This window comes from Meiothermus sp. Pnk-1, assembly GCF_003226535.1.
Classification (GTDB): domain Bacteria; phylum Deinococcota; class Deinococci; order Deinococcales; family Thermaceae; genus Allomeiothermus.
The window spans coordinates 370,682-388,094 of the sequence record NZ_QKOB01000002.1 but is presented as its reverse complement, the minus strand read 5'-3'; the positions used below and the strand labels follow the sequence as shown (position 1 = coordinate 388,094).

General features: G+C 64.7%; 15 protein-coding genes and 1 tRNA gene. 1 reads left to right on the top strand and 15 read right to left on the bottom strand.

Translation table 11 applies throughout. The features are described 5' to 3' along the window. Nucleotides 1–93: 93 nt before the first annotated feature. The 15 genes from DNA98_RS04615 to uraD all read right to left on the bottom strand — a co-directional run bounded on the left by DNA98_RS04615 (nucleotide 94) and on the right by uraD (nucleotide 17,018). Nucleotides 94–1,233: a BMP family ABC transporter substrate-binding protein gene (locus tag DNA98_RS04615; RefSeq protein WP_110526992.1), complete on the bottom strand. Its 1,140-nt coding sequence runs from the start codon at nucleotides 1,231–1,233 to the stop codon at nucleotides 94–96. 39 nt (nucleotides 1,234–1,272) lie between these two features. Then, the gene (locus tag DNA98_RS04610) at nucleotides 1,273–2,145 is read right to left on the bottom strand and encodes an ABC transporter permease (protein ID WP_110526394.1); all 873 of its coding nucleotides are present in this window, start codon (nucleotides 2,143–2,145) and stop codon (nucleotides 1,273–1,275) included. 42 nt (nucleotides 2,146–2,187) lie between these two features. Next, nucleotides 2,188–3,243 (bottom strand): ABC transporter permease, encoded by a 1,056-nt coding sequence (locus DNA98_RS04605; RefSeq protein WP_370444432.1) that lies wholly within the window; start codon nucleotides 3,241–3,243, stop codon nucleotides 2,188–2,190. Nucleotides 3,244–3,304: 61 nt separating this feature from the next. Continuing rightward, complete coding sequence (locus tag DNA98_RS04600; protein ID WP_110526388.1) at nucleotides 3,305–4,840, bottom strand: ABC transporter ATP-binding protein; 1,536 nt, start codon at nucleotides 4,838–4,840, stop codon at nucleotides 3,305–3,307. 13 nt (nucleotides 4,841–4,853) lie between these two features. Further along, on the bottom strand, nucleotides 4,854–5,705 hold the full coding sequence (xdhC, locus tag DNA98_RS04595; RefSeq protein ID WP_110526385.1) for a xanthine dehydrogenase accessory protein XdhC: 852 nt from the start codon (nucleotides 5,703–5,705) through the stop codon (nucleotides 4,854–4,856). A 2-nt stretch (nucleotides 5,706–5,707) separates the two neighbouring features. Continuing rightward, the gene (gene xdhB, locus DNA98_RS04590; RefSeq protein WP_110526382.1) at nucleotides 5,708–8,014 is read right to left on the bottom strand and encodes a xanthine dehydrogenase molybdopterin binding subunit; all 2,307 of its coding nucleotides are present in this window, start codon (nucleotides 8,012–8,014) and stop codon (nucleotides 5,708–5,710) included. A 16-nt stretch (nucleotides 8,015–8,030) separates the two neighbouring features. Continuing rightward, on the bottom strand, nucleotides 8,031–9,422 hold the full coding sequence (gene xdhA / locus DNA98_RS04585) for a xanthine dehydrogenase small subunit (protein WP_110526379.1): 1,392 nt from the start codon (nucleotides 9,420–9,422) through the stop codon (nucleotides 8,031–8,033). A gap of 53 nt (nucleotides 9,423–9,475) precedes the next feature. Further along, the gene (locus DNA98_RS04580; RefSeq protein WP_199489355.1) at nucleotides 9,476–10,708 is read right to left on the bottom strand and encodes a M20 family metallo-hydrolase; all 1,233 of its coding nucleotides are present in this window, start codon (nucleotides 10,706–10,708) and stop codon (nucleotides 9,476–9,478) included. Continuing rightward, on the bottom strand, nucleotides 10,709–11,458 hold the full coding sequence (gene allE / locus DNA98_RS04575; protein ID WP_110526376.1) for a (S)-ureidoglycine aminohydrolase: 750 nt from the start codon (nucleotides 11,456–11,458) through the stop codon (nucleotides 10,709–10,711). An 11-nt stretch (nucleotides 11,459–11,469) separates the two neighbouring features. After that, nucleotides 11,470–12,855, bottom strand: coding sequence for an allantoinase (locus DNA98_RS04570; RefSeq protein WP_110526374.1), 1,386 nt, complete (start codon nucleotides 12,853–12,855; stop codon nucleotides 11,470–11,472). A 48-nt stretch (nucleotides 12,856–12,903) separates the two neighbouring features. Further along, nucleotides 12,904–14,127 (bottom strand): allantoate amidohydrolase, encoded by a 1,224-nt coding sequence (locus DNA98_RS04565; protein WP_110526371.1) that lies wholly within the window; start codon nucleotides 14,125–14,127, stop codon nucleotides 12,904–12,906. Between the two features lie 6 nt (nucleotides 14,128–14,133). Continuing rightward, nucleotides 14,134–14,472 (bottom strand): hydroxyisourate hydrolase, encoded by a 339-nt coding sequence (gene uraH, locus DNA98_RS04560; RefSeq protein WP_110526369.1) that lies wholly within the window; start codon nucleotides 14,470–14,472, stop codon nucleotides 14,134–14,136. Between the two features lie 3 nt (nucleotides 14,473–14,475). Further along, on the bottom strand, nucleotides 14,476–15,180 hold the full coding sequence (locus DNA98_RS04555) for a metallophosphoesterase (RefSeq protein ID WP_110526366.1): 705 nt from the start codon (nucleotides 15,178–15,180) through the stop codon (nucleotides 14,476–14,478). Between the two features lie 5 nt (nucleotides 15,181–15,185). Further along, nucleotides 15,186–16,505, bottom strand: coding sequence for a urate hydroxylase PuuD (locus DNA98_RS04550; protein WP_233493082.1), 1,320 nt, complete (start codon nucleotides 16,503–16,505; stop codon nucleotides 15,186–15,188). A gap of 9 nt (nucleotides 16,506–16,514) precedes the next feature. Further along, complete coding sequence (gene uraD, locus DNA98_RS04545) at nucleotides 16,515–17,018, bottom strand: 2-oxo-4-hydroxy-4-carboxy-5-ureidoimidazoline decarboxylase (protein ID WP_174720008.1); 504 nt, start codon at nucleotides 17,016–17,018, stop codon at nucleotides 16,515–16,517. A 70-nt stretch (nucleotides 17,019–17,088) separates the two neighbouring features. Between uraD and DNA98_RS04540 the strand changes: the two genes are divergently transcribed. Continuing rightward, nucleotides 17,089–17,164 (top strand) — tRNA-Arg (locus DNA98_RS04540). Nucleotides 17,165–17,413: the final 249 nt, after the last annotated feature.

The window sequence follows — 17,413 nt, the reverse complement described above, 5'->3', positions numbered from 1 at the left end:
CATAACCACAGCCAGGGAATCGCCCCTCTCCCTGTACGAAGAGGGGCCGCGATGAAAGCCGAGCCGACAGCGCTCGAGGTTTAGCGGGATGCCTTATTTGGGTTCGTCGGCCACCTGGCCCACCACTCCGGGGGCCACCCACTGCATGCTGGTGAGCTCGGCCACGCTGGCCTTCTTGCCCGCTGGGATCCGCAACACCCCGTTGCGGTCCTTGATGGGGCCGGTGAAGGGATCAAACTTGGGGTTGGGGCTGGACATGTCCTTGAGAAGCTCCATCACCCGGTCGTAAACGCTCACCTTCTTGCCGTTTACGGTCATAGTGGCCTGTTTGAGGGCACTCTCGTACTTGGGGTTGATGGGCATGCCCACCTGGGCCCCCAGCTCAACCGCCCCCTCGCGCAACAACCACCAGTAGTCCACGTTTTGCAGGTTCTTGTTGGTGTAGGTGCCGTTTTGCACCTTCTTGAGGAAGTCGATGTAGATCTTTTCCCAGTGCACAATCTGCCCCGAGACCACGTAATCCGGAGCGAACTTGTACATCGAGTTGTAATGGCTGAAGCTGGGGATCTTCTTTTTGGCCGCGGTCTGCACCACGGTAGCGGTGTCCTCGGTGAAGGCCAGGATGTCGTTACCTTCGGCGATGAGGGCCTCGGCGGCCTCACGCGCCTTGGTGGGGTCAAACCAGGCGTTGATCCACTTGACGTTGACGGTGGCCTTGGGGTTGGCCGCTCGCACCCCGAGGGCGAAGGCCGAGATGTGGCGCTTGAGTTCGGGGATGGGGAAAGCCCCCACGTAGCCCACCTTACCGGTCTTGGTCAAGGCCCCGGCCATCAGGCCGTTGAGGTAGTAGACCTGGTAGAAGTCGGCCATGTAAGTAGCCATGTTGGGGGCCCGCTTGAAGCCCGAGGCGTGGGCAAAGATCACGTCGGGGTATTTCTTGGCCGCCTCGAGGGTAGCGTCCATGAAGTCGAAAGAGGTGGTGAAGATCACGTTGCAGCCTTCGCTAACCAGCCGATCCACCACCGCCCCGGTGTCGGAGGGCTTGACCGATTCCACGTACTTGGTCTCGAGGCCGGGGATGGCCTTCTCGGTAGCCAAGCGGGCTTCGTTGTGGGCAAAGGTCCAGCCAATGTCTCCAACGGGGCCTATGTAGATAAAACAGGCCTTGAGCTTTTTCTCCTGGGCCAAGGCCAAGCCCCACACCAAAGCCAACACAACCACCAGCCAGCGCATCTTCATAATCTCCTCCCTCGGCAAAGCCAGGCCTACAAGCTAGCGTTCTCCGCGTTGATAGGGTTTTCCCAACGACTCTGGCGCATTGCCCTGCTGCCCGCGCAGCCCGGACAAAGCCAGCACCAGTATAACCAAAAGGTACGGCAAGCTCGCAAACACCTCGGTGGGGACGCCGCTTTGCCCCTGGAGGCGAAACTGCAGATAGTAGAGTAGCCCAAAGAAGATGGAGCCGAAGATGGCTCTAAAGGGGCTCCAGCCTACAAAGATCACCAGCGCCACCGCGATCCAGCCCAGCCCGGCGGTCATGCCATCCGTCCAGGAGGGGCGGTAGACCAACGAGAGAAACGCCCCCGCCAGCCCCGCCATGGCCCCGCCGAACCCCACCGCAGCGTAGCGCACCCCCAGCACGTTGATTCCCAGCGCGTCGGCGGCGGCCGGATTCTCTCCCACCGAGCGCAGCACCAAGCCCAAATGGGTGGCGTCCAGCAGCAGCGCCAGCCCCAAGGCCAAGCCGATGGCACCCAAGGTAAACGGCAGCTCGGGGGGCTGATTGAATAACGGCAACCCCTCGAAGCGCTTGCCCAAGAGCCCCGCCACCCCCAGCCCCAACATGCTCAACGCCAGACCGGAGACGAACTGGTTAGCCCGCAGGGTGATGGTCACAAACGCATGGATCATCGAGGCCAGCGTACCCGCGGCCATCGCGGCGAGAATGGCCAGGGCCAGGTTGCCGTCTCCGGCTCCGCTGCCATAAGCGACGGCGAACCCGGCCAAGGCCCCCACCGCCATCATGCCTTCGACCCCCAGGTTCACCACCCCGGCCCGCTCGTTCACGATGGCCCCCAGGCTGGCCAAAAGGAGCGGGGTACCGAAGGAGAGGGCTCGAGTAAAGGCATTCAAGATCTCATCCATATGAGCCCCGCATATCACAAACAGGCCGTGCGCGTTTTTTCATCATCTTTCCCATCTCACCCGGTTCCGCAGCAATACCTCCGAGGCGATCAAACACAACAGCATCACCCCGCTGAAGACGTCCACCACCCGAAACGGCATGTTAAGGCCCACCTTGAGCACATCGCCCCCGGCTAGGATAGTCCCCATCAGCGGCGCGGTGAGAAGCACCACCGCAGGGTTGCCTCGGGCCAGCCAGGCCACGATCACCGCGGTAAAGCCATACCCGGACGACAGTTGCAAGGGCTCGATGAGGCGGTGGTGGATCCCGGCGATCTCCCCTACCCCAGCCAGCCCCGCCGCCCCTCCGGTGATGAGGGCGATGAGCAACACGATCCGAGAGGTTGCGATCCCTGCATAGCGTGCCGCCCCTGGGTTCTCCCCCACCACCCGCATGGCGTAGCCGAGCGTGGTGCGCTCGAGCAGAAACTGCAAAGCCAGGGCCAGGAAAATGCCTAGTAGGAGCGTGGGCCAGTGGACGTTGGTCCCGGGGATCACCGGGATCTGAGCCCCGGGGGCGAACTGGTCAGAGTAGATGTACCCGCGAGCGTCCTTGCCCTTCCAAGGACCGTTGATGAGGTAGATGACCACATACTGGGCGACGTAGTTGAGCATTAGGGTGGTGAGGATCTCATTGACCCTCAAGCGGATTTTGAGCCAGGCCGCCACCCAACACCACAAGGCCCCGCCTATGGCCCCCGCTACAAACATCGCCGGTAGGGTCAGGGAGGGTAAAAGCGGGACGAACAGAGCAACTCCCGCGGCACAGACCGCCCCCAGGAGCAGCTGTCCTTCGGCCCCGATGTTGAAAAACTGCGTACGGAAGGCCAGGGTCAGACCTACCCCGATCAGGAGGAGGGGAATGGTGCGGCGAAGGACCTCTTGCAGACCTCTGGGGTCGAAGAGGGTACCCTCGAGCATCGTCCGGTAGGCCTCGAGCGGGCCCACCCCGTAGGCCCAGAAGATCCCCCCGGCGATGACGAAAGCCACCCCCATCGCTCCCAGCGTCACCCAGAGGGCGCGGTAGCGGGAGGGGTTGGGTTCGGGAACCAGGCGGATCATCGGCGGACCTCCAGGTTCCGGGCGTTAGACTTAGGGTTTGGCCAACAAGGAGACAGATTCATAGCGTTCCGCGTGGAGCGTTCCGCGCTGGGCGCTCCGCCTCCCCCCCCGCCATCAGCAGGCCAATCTCCTCACGGCCGACCTCAAAGACCTCGAACGGGCCTCTGAGTTGGCCATGATAGAGCACCGCGATCCGGTCCGAAAGCGAGAGCAGTTCTTCCAGGTCTTCAGACACCAAAAGCACCCCTACCCCTTCATAGGTCTTGTGCAACAACGCCCGGTGTACCTGCTCGGTCGCGCTGATATCGAGGCCGTAGGTAGGGTGGACGGCCAGGATCAGCTTGGCCCGATGGGAAAGCTCACGGGCCAGGATCACCTTCTGGATGTTTCCGCCGGAGAGAAGCCGCACCGGGGTGTGGATGCTAGGGGTGGCCACAGCGTACTCTTGCACCTTAGCCTGGGCGTAGCGTTCGCAGGCCGTCAGGTTACGCAGAAAAGCACGCGCTAGAGGAGGCTTTTCAAACTCTCGCAGGGCCAGGTTCTCCGCCACGGTCATGGTGGGCACCGTACCCATGCGCAGGCGGTCTTCGGGGATATGGGCCACCCCTCGCTCGAAAAGCTGGGCTGGGTTGGCGGCGATGGGCTTCCCTTCGAGCACCACCTTTCCCTCCTCGGCCCTACGCAGACCCGCCAGCACCTCGACAAGCTCGCTCTGACCGTTTCCGGCGACCCCCGCGATCCCCAACACCTCGCCCTCGCGCAGCCGGAAGCTCACCCCCCGCAGCGCCTCCAGCCCCCGGCTCGACCTCACCCGAAGGTTTTCGACCTCGAGCAGCACCCTTCCCAGCCGCGCTTCGCCCCGCTTGCGCTCGAAGCTCACGTCACGCCCCACCATCATCTCGGCCAACCTGGAGCGGGTGGCTTCAGCGGTGTGGAGGCTTCCTACCACCTTACCCCGGCGGAGCACCGTGCAGCGGTCGGAAATGGCCAGCACCTCCTCAAGCTTGTGGGAAATAAAGATCAGCGACTTTCCCGCCGAGCGCAGCTCACGCATGACCTTGAACAGGGACTGGGCTTCTTGGGGGGTGAGCACGCTGGTCGGCTCGTCGAGGATCAGCACCTTGGCCCCGCGCAGAAGCGCCCGCACGATCTCGACGCGCTGCTTCTCGCCGGGGGAAAGCTGGTGCACCGGGGCCTTGGGGTCCACCTCGAGCCCGTAGGCGCGGGAAAGCCTTTCGATAAGCGGGACGATGCGGCGAGCGGGGAAGAACGGGCTACCCATCCCCAAGGCCAGGTTTTCCGCCACGGTATGGCGGCTCACCAGCAAGGGGTGCTGAGGAACCAAGCCGATCCCCAGCTTGAGGGCGTGCACCGGGGAAGCGATGCGGATAGGCTTGCCCTCGAGGCGAATCTCCCCCTCGTCGGGGAGGTACAGCCCGTACAGGATACTGACGAGGGTGCTCTTCCCGGCCCCGTTCTCGCCCAAAAGGGCCAGCACCTCGCCGGGGTAGACCTGGAGGCTCACCCGGTCGTTGGCGACCACGCCGGGGAAGCGCTTGGTGATGTGGTGGAGCTCGAGGAGGGGTTGGCTCATCACAACGCGCACATCATAGCCTTGCCGAAGAGGTTTTGGGCAGGGGTGGGTCGCTCCAGTCAGCCTCCAGGCCCAACCGGCCCATCAGCTGGGCGGCGGTGGCGATGGCGATAGCCTCCGGCGACTTTCCAGGAACCCCCGGCAAGCCGATGGGGCAGCTCACCCGGGCCAGATCCTCCTCGGAAAACCCTTGCTCGAGGAGCTTTTGTCGAAAACGCGCCCACTTCGCCCGGCTCCCGATCAGCCCTATGTACCCCAAATCAGCCCGGCGCAAGGCCATCTCAAGGACGTACAGATCCTCGGCGTGGTCGTGAGTCATGATGACCAGGTGGGTCCCCGCCGGCAGCTCGCCCACGGCCCCGTCGAGGATGGGTAGCTGGCGCACCTGGACCTGGGCCTCTCCCAGCATGACCGGGTACAAACGCTCGGAGGACATCAGCTCCGCCCGGGAATCTATCAGGTATAGCTCGATGGGCAGCAGCGAGAGAATCCGGGCCAGGGCCAACCCCACATGCCCCACCCCAAAGATCGCGACCGCCGCTCGGGCCGGATCCACCCTCTCGAGTAAAACCTCTACCTCTCCCCCGCAGCACTGCACCCCAAACTCGCCCGCTGCTTTTTCGGTAAGGCGCGCCGTCAGGACCACCAAAGCCGGGTTCCCCTGCCCCAGGAGGATCTCCCGCGCTCGGGCGATAGCGGTCTGCTCGAGGTTTCCCCCGCCGATGCTGCCATAGGTAGCCTCCGCCGTGACCAGCATCTTAGCCCCGGCTTCGCGCGGGGCATGTCCCCGCACCGAGAGCAAGGTGACCATGACCACGGGCGTCTTGTTCTGGACGAGCTGAGCCAGATGTTCGAACCAGCGCATACTCAATCGCCCGACACCATCGCCCTCGAGCGCACCTTCTCGATGGCCCAGTACACCGCCTCCATGGTGGCCGGGCAAGCCAGCTCGACCACCCCTCCAGCGCCAAAGGCGGCCACCGCGTCCTTCAGCGCTTCCCGCACCGAGATAGCCAGCATCAGCGGGGGCTCTCCCACGGCCTTGGAGCCGTAAACCACCCCGGGCTCGGTAGCCCGCTCGAGGAAGCGCACGTTAAACACCTCGGGCAGATCGGCCAGGCTTGGAAGCTTGTAGGTGCTAGCCCCTTTGGTGACCAGGCGACCCTCGGCGTCCCAGACAAGCTCTTCCAGGGTCAGCCAGCCCATCCCCTGAAAAAACCCTCCCTCCACCTGCCCCAAATCCACCAAGGGCGAGAGGGAGTCTCCCACGTCGTGCAGGATGTCCACCCGGCGCAAGCGGTACTGGCCGGTGAAGCCGTCCACCTCGACCTCGCTCACCGCCGCACCGTAGGCGAAGTAGTGGAAGGGATGGCCTTGGCCCTTGGCGCGGTCAAAGTGCAGCCCGGGGGTGCGGTAAAAGCCATCCGACCACAACTGGACGCGCTGCGCATGCGCGGCCTTGACAATATCCACGAAAGGTACAGCCTTCTCCGGAGACCCCAAGGGATAGACCCACCCCTCTTGGAAAACGACGTCCTGGGGGTTTACCCCCAAGCGCTGGGCCGCGACCTGGGCCAGGCGGGCTTTGATGGTTTCGCAGGCGTTTCTGACCGCGGCTCCGTTGAGGTCGCTCCCGGTGGAAGCGGCGGTAGCGGAGGTGTTGGGCACCTTATCGGTGCGGGTAGGGGCGATGCGCACCTGCTCGAGCGGAACCCCTAAGCTGTGTGCGGCGATCTGCAGGATCTTGGTGTGGACCCCCTGTCCCATCTCGGTGCCGCCGTGGTTCACCAGCACGCTGCCATCTTGGTAGACCAGCACCAAGGCCCCGGCCTGGTTGTACTGGATGGCGTTGAAGGAGATGCCGAATTTGACCGGGGTGAGGGCAATGCCTCGCTTCTTGTGCGGGTGCGCCGCGTTGAACTCGGCGATCTGTTGACGGCGGGCAGCAAAGTCGCTGGTGGTCTTCAACTCGTACCAGATACGCTCAATCCGCTCGGCATCCTTGACCGGCTGGAGGTAGTGGGTAGTATCCCCTTCGCGGTAAAAGTTGCGCTCCCGCACCGCTTCAGGGGGCAGCCCTAAGGTACGGGCTACGCGGTCCAGGATCTCCTCGATCATCACCATCCCCTGCGGCCCGCCAAAGCCGCGGAAGGCGGTCTGGGAAGTTTTATGGGTTTTGCAAACCCGCCCCACCACCTCCAGGTGAGGGATGTGGTAGGCGTTATCGCAGTGCAAGAGGGCGCGCAGCAACACCGCCTCGGAGAGGTCCAGGCTCCAGCCGCCATCGGAGTAGAGCTCGAGCTTGAGCCCCAGGATCCTCCCCTCGTCGTCAAAGCCCACCGAGAACTTGCCCATAAAGGGGTGGCGCTTGCCGGTGAGGGTCATGTCCTGGGTGCGGTTGAGCCGCACCCGCACCGGCTGTCCGGTTTTCCAAGCCGCCAGCGCGGCTACCGCCGCCCAAGTGTTAGCCTGGGTCTCCTTACCCCCAAACCCTCCGCCCATCCGCAGGCACTGCACCGTGACCCGGTGGCGGGGTAGGCCCAGCACCTCGGCCACGATAGCCTGGGTTTCGCTGGGGTGCTGGGTGGAAGAATGCACCATCACCTGGCCATACTCGTCGAGATAGGCAAGGGCAGCTTGGGTCTCGAGGTAGAAGTGCTCTTGCCCTCCGATCTCGAGCTTTCCCTTGAGCTTGTGCGGGGCTTCCAGGATAGCCTGCTCGGGCTCGCCCTTGCGCACCCGAAGAGGGTCGTTCAAAAAGCTCTGCCGGTTGATCGCCTCCTCCAGGGTGATTGTCGCCGGGAGCGGCGCGTATTCGACCTCTACCCGCTCCGCCCCCAATCGGGCGGCCTCCTCGCTCTCGGCCACCACCCAAGCCACTGCCTGGGCGTGGTACATCACTTCTTCGGGGAAAAGAGGCTCGTCGGGGCGCACCGGCCCTACGTTGTTGTGGCCGGGCACGTCAGCGGCGGTGAGGACGTGAAGGACACCGGGGACCAAGAGCGCCCCTTCCGCCTTGAGCCGCAGAATCTTGGCATGGGCGTGCGGGGACTGCACCGGCCAGGCGTGGAGCAAGTTCGTAAACCGCCCGCCGAGGTCATCGGTATAGAGGGCCCGGCCAGTGACGTGCTCCCGGGCGCTCTCATGAGGGATGGGCTGGCCGACGATCTTCATGCTACACCCCCAACGGTCATGCCGGTACCTCTGAGGATTCATAAAAGAACTTCTCCAACAGCTTGGCCACCATCGCCGTGCGGTACTCGGCGCTACCCCGGTGATCGCTGATGGGGCGAAACTCGGTGGACAGCACCCTCGAGGCGGCCTGCACCGCGGCCAGGTTCCAGGGCTTGCCCACCAAGGCTGCTTCGGTGAGCTTCGCCCGGACGGGGGTCGCCGCCACCCCGCCATAGGCGATGCGAATCCGCGAGACCGTGCCGTTTCCGGCCAGCTCGAGCGCAAAGGCCCCCGCCACGGTGCTGATGTCGTCCCGGTGGCGTTTAGCAACCTTGTAGAAACGTCCAATCTCCGGGAAGGGGCGAGGGATCTGCACCGAGAGGATGACCTCGCCCCCCTCGAGGGCCGTCTTACGGTAAGCGAGGAAGAATTCGTCGAGAGGGATAAGCCGCTGGCCCCTGGCCGAGGCCACCCGCACCCACGCCCCCAAGGCCAGTAGCGCCGGGGCCGAGTCCCCTATGGGGGAGGCCGTAGCCAGGTTGCCCCCTAACGTAGCCCGGTTGCGCAAGGGCCGCGAGGCGAAGAGGGGCAGCAGCTCCTCCAGCAGAGGCAGCTTACCCCGAATTTCCTCCTCGATGCGGCTCAAGGGGACCGCCGCACCGATCTCCAGGTAGTCAGCCCCCCAATCGATCCGCCCCATCTCGGGGATGGCCTCGAGGCTCACCAAGGTGGGCCAGCGGGAGTGGCGCAGGTTAGCCTCGACCACGAGATCGGTACCCCCGGCGATGAGCCTGGCCTGAGGGTGCCTCTGCAGGAGATCGAACAGCTCCGGCAGGGTAGCGGGGCGGTAGAAGCGGCGCTCGAGCTGGGTGTACTCCAGCGGCTCAGGAAGGGGGGCAGGCTCTTCTAACCGCTTGCGGAAGGGATCCTCCGGGTCAGGAAGCGGCAGGCCAAGCGCCGCGTCCTTGATAGGGCGATAACCGGTACAGCGGCAGAGGTTGCCGCTTAGGGCCTCCAGGTCGAAGCCCTCTCGCCCCGGGCGGTAATACTCGGCGAACAGGCTCACCACAAACCCCGGGGTGCAATAACCGCACTGGGATCCCCCTCGGAGCATAGCAGCCTGCACCGGGTGCAACTCCGGCGAGCCGATGCCCTCGACGGTCACCACTTCTTGAGCGTGCAGCATAGGCAGCAACAGCAAACAGCCGTTCACCACCTCGTAGCGGGTACGGCCTTCGGCATCCTGGCGCACGAGGGCCACCGCACAAGCCCCGCACTCTCCTTCCGCACAGCCTTCCTTGCTGCCGGTGAACCCGTTCTGGCGCAGCCAGGTGAGCAAGTTGGTGTGGGGATCCACCCCCCACAGCACCACTTCCTTGCCGTTGAGGGTAAAGCGTATAGGCTGCATAGACCTCCGCCAGGCCGTCGGGCCGTTATTGGACGAGTATACGAAAAGAACCGCTACGACGCCAAGCGCGCCAGGGTGCGGGCCAACACCCGCACCCCCAGCTCGATATGCTCGGGCGAAGCGTACTCGTCTGGACGGTGGCTCCAACCATTTTTGCAGGGGATGAAGAGCATCGCGGTAGGGCAGAGGCGGGCCATGAAGAGCGAGTCGTGATAGGCTCGGCTGACCATCTTTCGGTAGGGCAGAGCGAGCTCCCGCGCGCTGGCCTCGAGCGCCCGCACCACCTCTTCCCCGCTCTGGGCGGGCGGGTCGGCGTTCAGCACCTCTACCTCGTAGTCGATGCCACGGCGTTGGCAAATCTTCCCCACCGCCGCAACCACCCGTTCGACCACCCCGTCCCGGCGGACCCCGTCAATGTCGCGGAGGTCAATCCCTAGCTCAACCCGGCTGGGAATGCTGTTGATGGCCCCGGGGTGAACCTTGAAGACCCCTGTCGTACCCACCGTATCCGGCGCGCCGGTGGCCAGGGTAGCGCGCTCCACCTCGAGGGCGATCTCTGCCCCGGCCAAAAGGGCGTCCCGGCGCTCCGACATCAGCACGGCTCCGGCATGTCCACCCTGGCCGTTGAGCCGGACCACCAACGAGGCGGGCGCAGCGATGGCGGTGACGATGCCCAGCGGGAGATTCTCCCGCTCGAGCAGAGGCCCTTGCTCGATGTGCAGCTCCACGAAGGCCGAGTAGTAACCCTCGGGGAGGCGCACCGTCTCGAGCCCTCCGGAAAAACCCGCCTCGGTCCGGGCTTCGTCCAGGCTCTTGCCCTCCGAATCCCGGAGGCGCTCGAGCATCTCCGCCGTCCAGGCCCCGCTGAGGGCGCGGCTTCCCAAGCAGCCTACCCCGAAGCGGGTGGGCTCCTCGGCGGTGAACATCAGGAGTTCAACGGAGCGGCGGGGCCGAAAACCTGCCCTCTGGAGGGCACGGATAGCCTCGAGGCCGCCCAAGACCCCCACCACCCCGTCGTAACGGCCCGCGTAGGGGATGGCATCGGTGTGGGAGCCTGTACCCACCGCAGGGAGATCCGGTTCCGCACCGACCCAGCGGGCAAAGAGGTTACCCAAGGCATCCTCCCGCAGCTCGAGATCCGCCTCGGCAAAAAGCGACTTCAAATAGGCCCGGGCGGCTAGATCGGTGGGGGTGTAGAGGACGCGGGTCACAGCGGGAGCGGGCGCGTCCGAGAAGGCAGCAAGGCGCTCGATCTCCCCCATTAGGCGCTGGATATCGACGTTCACCTAGCCCTCCTGCTCAAGCGGGTGGCGGTTGGCATCTTTATAAAGCAGGTAGCGCGCGGGCTGCTTCCCAATGGCCCCAAACCACTGCGGACAGTAGGGGGCCATGTAGATCACGTCTCCCGCTGCCACCGGATACCAACGGTCGCTGAGGCGGTAGAGGCCACCACCTTGGAGCATCAAAAGGCCGTGCTCCATCACGTGCACCTCCACCAGCGGGAGCGCGGCCCCGGGGTTAAAGGTCATGGTGTTGACCGCCATGTCGTAGGAAAGCTGGTCGGGGAGGAGCATCCGTACGATCAGGTCGGGGTCGTCGCCCAGCGGTCTACCCTCCACGTCGGCCTCGTTCCCCACGATCACGCTGGGCGCCAGTACCCCATCTAGCGGCCGGAAGGGCTTCTCATACACCGCCAAGCGGGCCTTTCCCACCGCCTCTAGCACGTGCGAGACCCCGGCGGGAAAAAAGGCGTAGCCCCCCTGAGTCAGGGAGTGGGTCTTTCCCCCCAGATGGGCCAGGATCTCGCCCTCGAGCACGTACACAAAGCGCTCGACCCCCGCCAAAGTAGCCTCCCCCCTGCCGGAAGCCGGCAGCTCCACCTGGTACATGGTGAACGCCGCCCCCATCTGCGGCGATATGTGGACGATACAGGCCGAATCCTGCCAGCCTGGCAGGGGGGTGCGGATGAAGGTGTCGGGGGTGATGAGGGCGTGGTCGCGCCGATAGGAACTGCGGGTCATACCGAGCTGTTGCATGAAACCTCCTGCTATTCGGCGATTCTACCCGAACCCCCCAACCCCCTTCGCACCCGGGGCCGAACCAGCTGGCCGCGAACCTCCGGGTAAAGCTTCCCCTCAGCAAAAACCGTCTGGCCGCGGATCAGGGTGTGTACCACCCTACCCTTGAAGCGCCGTCCGAGGTAGGGGCTTTGGGGGTGGCGGTAAAAAAGCCCCTCTCGATCCAGGGTGAACTCCGCCTCGAGGTCCACCAAGGTCAGATCGGCGTCGAAGCCCACCGCGACCCGGCCCTTTGAGGCAAAGCCAAAACGCTGCGCAGGGTAGCAGGCGGTCATCCGGCTGATCGCCTCCAGCGGAAGCCCCCGCGCCCAATACCCCTCGCTGAACAGCACCGGCAAGGTGGATTGCACCCCCGAGATCCCCCCCCAGAGAGCGAAAAAATCGCCCCCCTCCTTGAGCTCGGGGGGGCTGGGCGAGTGGTCTGAGGCGATGAGGTCCACTTTTCCAGCGAGCACCCCACTCCACAGAAGTTCCTGCTCCTCCTGCACGCGCACGGGGGGGGCGCATTTGAGCAGCGCGCCCAAGCGTTCGAGGTCTGCTTGGCTAAACGCCAGGTAGTGCGGACAGGTCTCGAGGCTCACGTCCACTCCGCGCGCCTTGGCCTGGTAGGCCAGCGCCACCCCGCTCCCGCTCGAGATATGGACGAGGTGCAGTTTGCAACCGGTCTCCTGGGCCAACAGCAGGGCCCGCTGGATGGCCTCGAGCTCGGTGAAAACGGGCCGGGAGGCCAGGTAATCGCGGGCTGACGTCCCCCCTTTGCCCCGGATCTGCCGGGTGAGGTGAGCGGTGAGCCCGTCGCTCTCGGCGTGGACCGCCACCGGCAACCCCAGCCGGGCAGCGGCCTTCATCCCCTCGTAGAGGGTGGCATCGTCCGCGGCGCGGAACTCGGGAATGCCGGAGTTGGCCATGAAAGCTTTGAACCCCATCACCCCGGCTTCGGCGAGTTCCTCGAGGTGCTCGAGGTTGTCCGGGGTGAGCCCGCCCCACAGGGCAAAATCGGTGTAGGAGTGGGCGCGGGCGGCCTCGAGCTTATCGTCGAACTCCCGCCGGGTAAGCACGGGCGGGTGCGAGTTGAGGGGCATATCACAGAATAAGGTTCCGCCTCCTGCGGCCAGCGCCGCCGAGCCGCTGGCAAAACCTTCCCAGTGGGTGCGGCCCGGCTCGTTAAAGTGCACGTGAACATCGATCAGGCCGGGGAAAATATATCTCCCCGTGGCCTCGATGAGCGTGCGGGCAGGCTCGGCGATCTCCGCTTCGATCATGGCAATCTTGCCATCCAGCACGCCAATATCAGCCCGCGCGACCCCTTCCGGGCGAACCAGATACCCCCCGCGAACGAGCAAGTCTAGCCCCATGGGATTCGCTCCTCTGCCGAATATAGCACGGGCGCGGCCAGACTCGGGCTAGCCGCGCAACGACGAATCGAGGCGCGCAAGAAAGCGCGCCCCAACCTCGAGGGCAGCCGCGACATCCTCGGGCCAGACCGCCTCCGCGGGGTTGTGGCTGATCCCCCCCGGGCTACGCAAGAACAGCATCGCTGAGGGCATCCGCTGAGCCAGGATCATGGCGTCATGCCCGGCCCCGCTTTGCAACCTATAGGGGGGGTAGCCCGACTCCTCCATCGCCGCCGCCAGCTGGGATTGCATCCAGGCGTCCATCGGTACGGCGGGCTGTTCAAGTTTAGTGGCCACGGCCAGCCCGAGGCCGCGCTCGTGGGCAATCTGCTGGGCAGCATGGCCGAGGCGCTCGAGCGCCTCCAGGCGCACCGCGTCGCGGGCGTGCCGCAGGTCCAGGCTCAGCCTCGCCCGGCCCGGGATCACGTTCCCCGCTCCCGGCTCCACCGCCAATTGCCCCACCGTGGCGACCAAGCCCGGGACCTCGCGGGCCAGGCCCTCAGCCTCCAGGACGAACCGGGCCGCCCCCGCCAGGGCGTCGCGGCGCAGGTGCATGGGGGTAGTTCCGGCGTGGGCAGCCTGACCGGCGAACTCGAGCTCGAGCCGGCTCTGCCCCACGATCGCCTCCACGATCCCCATGGGCAACCCCTCGGCCTCGAGCAGCGGCCCCTGCTCGATGTGGAACTCGAGGTAGCCCAGGTATTCCCCCTCCGCCGGGGCGATCTCGGCGGGGTCGAGGCCGAAGTCGCGGATGGCCTGGGCCACGCTGACCCCTGCTATGTCGGTTATCCCGAGCAACTTTTCCTCAAAGCTCCCGGCGAAGGCGCGACTGCCCAGAAAGGGAACCCCAAAGCGCACCCCTTCCTCCTCGGAAAAGCCCACCACCTCGAGGGCGAAGCGCAGCCGCCGGCCTGCTAAAGCTTCCACCAGCGCAATCCCCAGCAGCACCCCCAGCACCCCATCGTAGCGCCCGGCGTCGGGCACGGTGTCCAGATGCGAGCCGATGAGCAGCTTGGGGGCCTCCGGGGTGGCCGCGGGGTAGGTCCCGATAAGGTTCCCCACCGCGTCCAGCCGCACCTGCATCCCGGCGTGTTCCATCCAGCTTCGCACCTGCCGGTGCACCTCGCGCATCGGAGGACAGAGAAAGGTACGGGTGATCTGCCCTGCCGCCTCGGTGCACAGGGCGAGGCGGTCGCAGCGCTCGAGGACGGTCTGGGCCAGGCGGCGGAGCATGGCGGCTCAAGACCCCCGGTAGGTAGTGTAGCTCCAGGGCGAGCACAACAGAGGAACGTGATACCTTCCTTCGCCCAGGCCAAAGCGAAGGGGTACGGTATCGAGAAAAGGCGGCTCAGAGGTGACCACCCCCCGCTTGGCGAAGTACTCCCCTACCCAAAAGACCAACTCGTAGACCCCAGCCTCGAGGTCCTCTCCTAAGAGGGCTCGCCCGTCGGCGTCGGTAACCCCGCTGGCGGCCAGGTAGGGCTCACCAGGATCAGGCAACTTATAGAGGGCGTAGGTCATCCCAGCAGCCGGAGCGCCGTGATAGGTGTCGAGCACATGGGTAGAAAGGCGGGGCATGCTTTACCTCGGGATTCCACTGCGCAGATGGGCGGCCTCGGCCTCGCCGATGGGGGCGTGTTCCAGGGCCCACCGGGCGGCGGCTTCCACATCGTACTCGACCCGCCGGAAAGCGACCGTCCAGCCCGAGCCGCGCTTTTCCAGCAGCACCCAGCGGGCCAAGGGGAGCCCGTCGAACTGACGCGAAACCGGCCCCGCGTTGACGAAGGTGATCCCCTCGAGCACCTGCAGCATCTCCCGGTGGGTGTGCCCCACCACGATCACCCGGGCTTTGGGGAAAGCCCGGGCCTGCTCCAGCATCTCCCGGGGTGAGGCGTTATAACTCTGGCCACCCTCAAAACGCAAAAACAACGCCTCCGAGGGGTTGTGCAGCGAGCCGTGGGCCACCACCACCTCGCCTTCGGCCACCTCGGCGGTGACGGGGAATCCCCTGAGCCGCTGGGGGGCCTCGGGTTCGAGCTGTCCTTTGAGCCAATCGGCCAGTTCAGCGTAGGGGCCTGTTTTGCTCAAAAACTCGTCGGTGTTGCCCCGCACGGTGATAGCCCCTAGGCTTTGCTGGAGCCGCCAGGCCCCCGCCGGGTCAGCCGCGCCCCAGACCTGGTCGCCCAGGTTGACCAGCGCGTCGGGGTGGTGCGACTGGATATCCTCCAGCACTGCCTCGAGCGCGAACCGATTGCCATGGACGTCCGAAAACACCGCGATGCGCATACTTTCTACTTTACCGGACCCTTGGCCCCTTGGCTGACCCAAGCCCCGAGCCTGGAGCGTTCTTCCTGGGTCATGTGGGTAATGTTTCCCAGCGGCATATACTCGGAGTCCACCGCCACCTGCTTGATCCGCCCCGCCTGGGCTAGGATCTCCTGGGGGGTGTCGAACATCACCCCCGCCGGAGCCGAAGCAAAACCGGGCTGGGTAGGATGAGCCGCGTGGCAGACATGGCAGTGGGTGTTGATGATGGCCTGAACCTCTTCGAAGGTTACCGGTTCCCCGCTAAGGGCGGTCTTGCCGCCCTTGGGCGCGGTGAGATAAAAGACCCCCAACACCAGCACTGCCGCAACTACCAGCAAATAGGGCATGGCCCCGCCGGTCTTTAGGGTCGTGTGGTGCTGTTGCTCGGTCACGTTGATGAAGTGTCGTACCGCCACCCCCGCCGCAAAGAGCAACACCAAGATTAGCCAGTTGGCCCCGTAGGTGTAGGTAAAGGGAAAGTGGTGGGCGATCATGGTGAAGAGGACCGGCAGGGTCAGGTAATTGTTGTGGCGCGATCTCAGCTGCACCCAGTTGACGAAGGCCGGGTCTAGGGCTTCCCCCTTCTGCGCGGCGCGAACCAGGGCCTTTTGCGAGGGGATGATCACGAAGAAGACATTGGCCGCCATGATCGTGCCGAGCATGGCCCCCACGTGCATGAAAGCCCCGCGCCCGCTGTAGATCTGCGACAGCGCCCAAGCCGCTCCCGCCACCAACACCCCTCCCACCGCTAGGAAGAGCGCAGGCCGGTACAGCAACGCCGTGCGCGAAAGCCCTACGTAAATCAGCCAGGCCCCCACCAGGCTCCCCACCGCGATGAGGATCGCCACAGCGCTCGAGAGCGAGCTTCCCGGCGCCAGCAGGTTGGCTCGAGGGTCGGAGTAGTAGACGATGACCAGCAGCAAGAAGCCCGTCACCCAGGTCAAGTAGGCGTCCCACTTGAACCAGTGCAAGTACGGCGGGAGCTTAGGGGGAGCAGTTTTGTACTTCTCGAGGTAGTATACCCCTCCGCCGTGAATGGCCCAGATGTTCCCGGAAAGCTCCGGGCGTACGTTATGGCGCTCGAGGGCGTTCTCCAGAAAGATGAAGTAGAAGCTAGCCCCGATCCAGGCGATGCCGTAGGTGATGTGTAACCAGCGCACCAGCAGGTTTAAAAACTCCTTGGCATGGGCCTGCCACCCGTTGGCCACGGTTAGGGCCACGCCGATGCCAAAGATCGCCAGCAAGGCCACTATCCAAGGCCAACGTACCACCCTCAGGCGGTCTTGATGAAGCGGATCAATCACACGGGCCTCCTAAGGATTTACCACCTCGCTCAGGCGCCACCAAGCGATGCGGTAGATCTGCTCGAGGGCAGCTTCCAGCTCGGTTTGTTTATCGTGCTCCAGCCGCTCTTCTAGCGCCTGCAAAACCTCGCCTTTGGTCTTGCCTCGCACCGCCAGGATAAAGGGAAAGCCAAACTTTTCTCTATAAGAGCGGTTGAGCCGCTGAAGACGATCGAATTCCTCAGGGGCCAGGGTGTCCAGCCCAGCCCCCTTTTGTTCTCGAGCGGAAGCCTCAGCCATCCGGGCTCGGCTACCCAGGTCGGGGTGAGCTCGGATCAGATCCAGCTTGAGGGCGATGGGGGCCATCTCGACCATCTGGCACATGGCCTGGTGCAGCCCCTCCACACTCGCCCAAGGACGGGTGGCCCAAGCCCGTTCGGCTACCCAGGGGGAACCCTCAAACACCCAACCCACTGCTTCAACGAACGCTGCCCGATCCATCTGGTTGATGGCGCTCAGAAAAATGGGCCCCATAACCCGAAGCTTAGCACGACCCTCTCTGGTGTTGAGCCCTCCTCCTGCTCAGGCTATACTAGCTCGATGTGGGCCTGTAGCTCAGCGGATAGAGCAGCGGCCTTCTAAGCCGTAGGTCGGGCGTTCGAATCGCTCCAGGCCCGCCAGTCCAGAAGGCGAAAAGTTCGGGTTGCTGTACCCGGGCTTTTCCTTTTTGGCGCCTAAAAGACACCTACCCCTTCAGCTCTGTGCAGAAATTGGCCCGGGCAATAATGTAGCAGGCATAACCCGTATTCCGTTTGCCTTGGCGGAAGGCTGTGGGGGTGGGGTCGCCGTCTTCGCCCACGGTGTAGCGCTCCTCCATGCGCCGGATTCCCCGAGCCCGACTTGCCCACGATGAGGATGCGGAAGGTCTG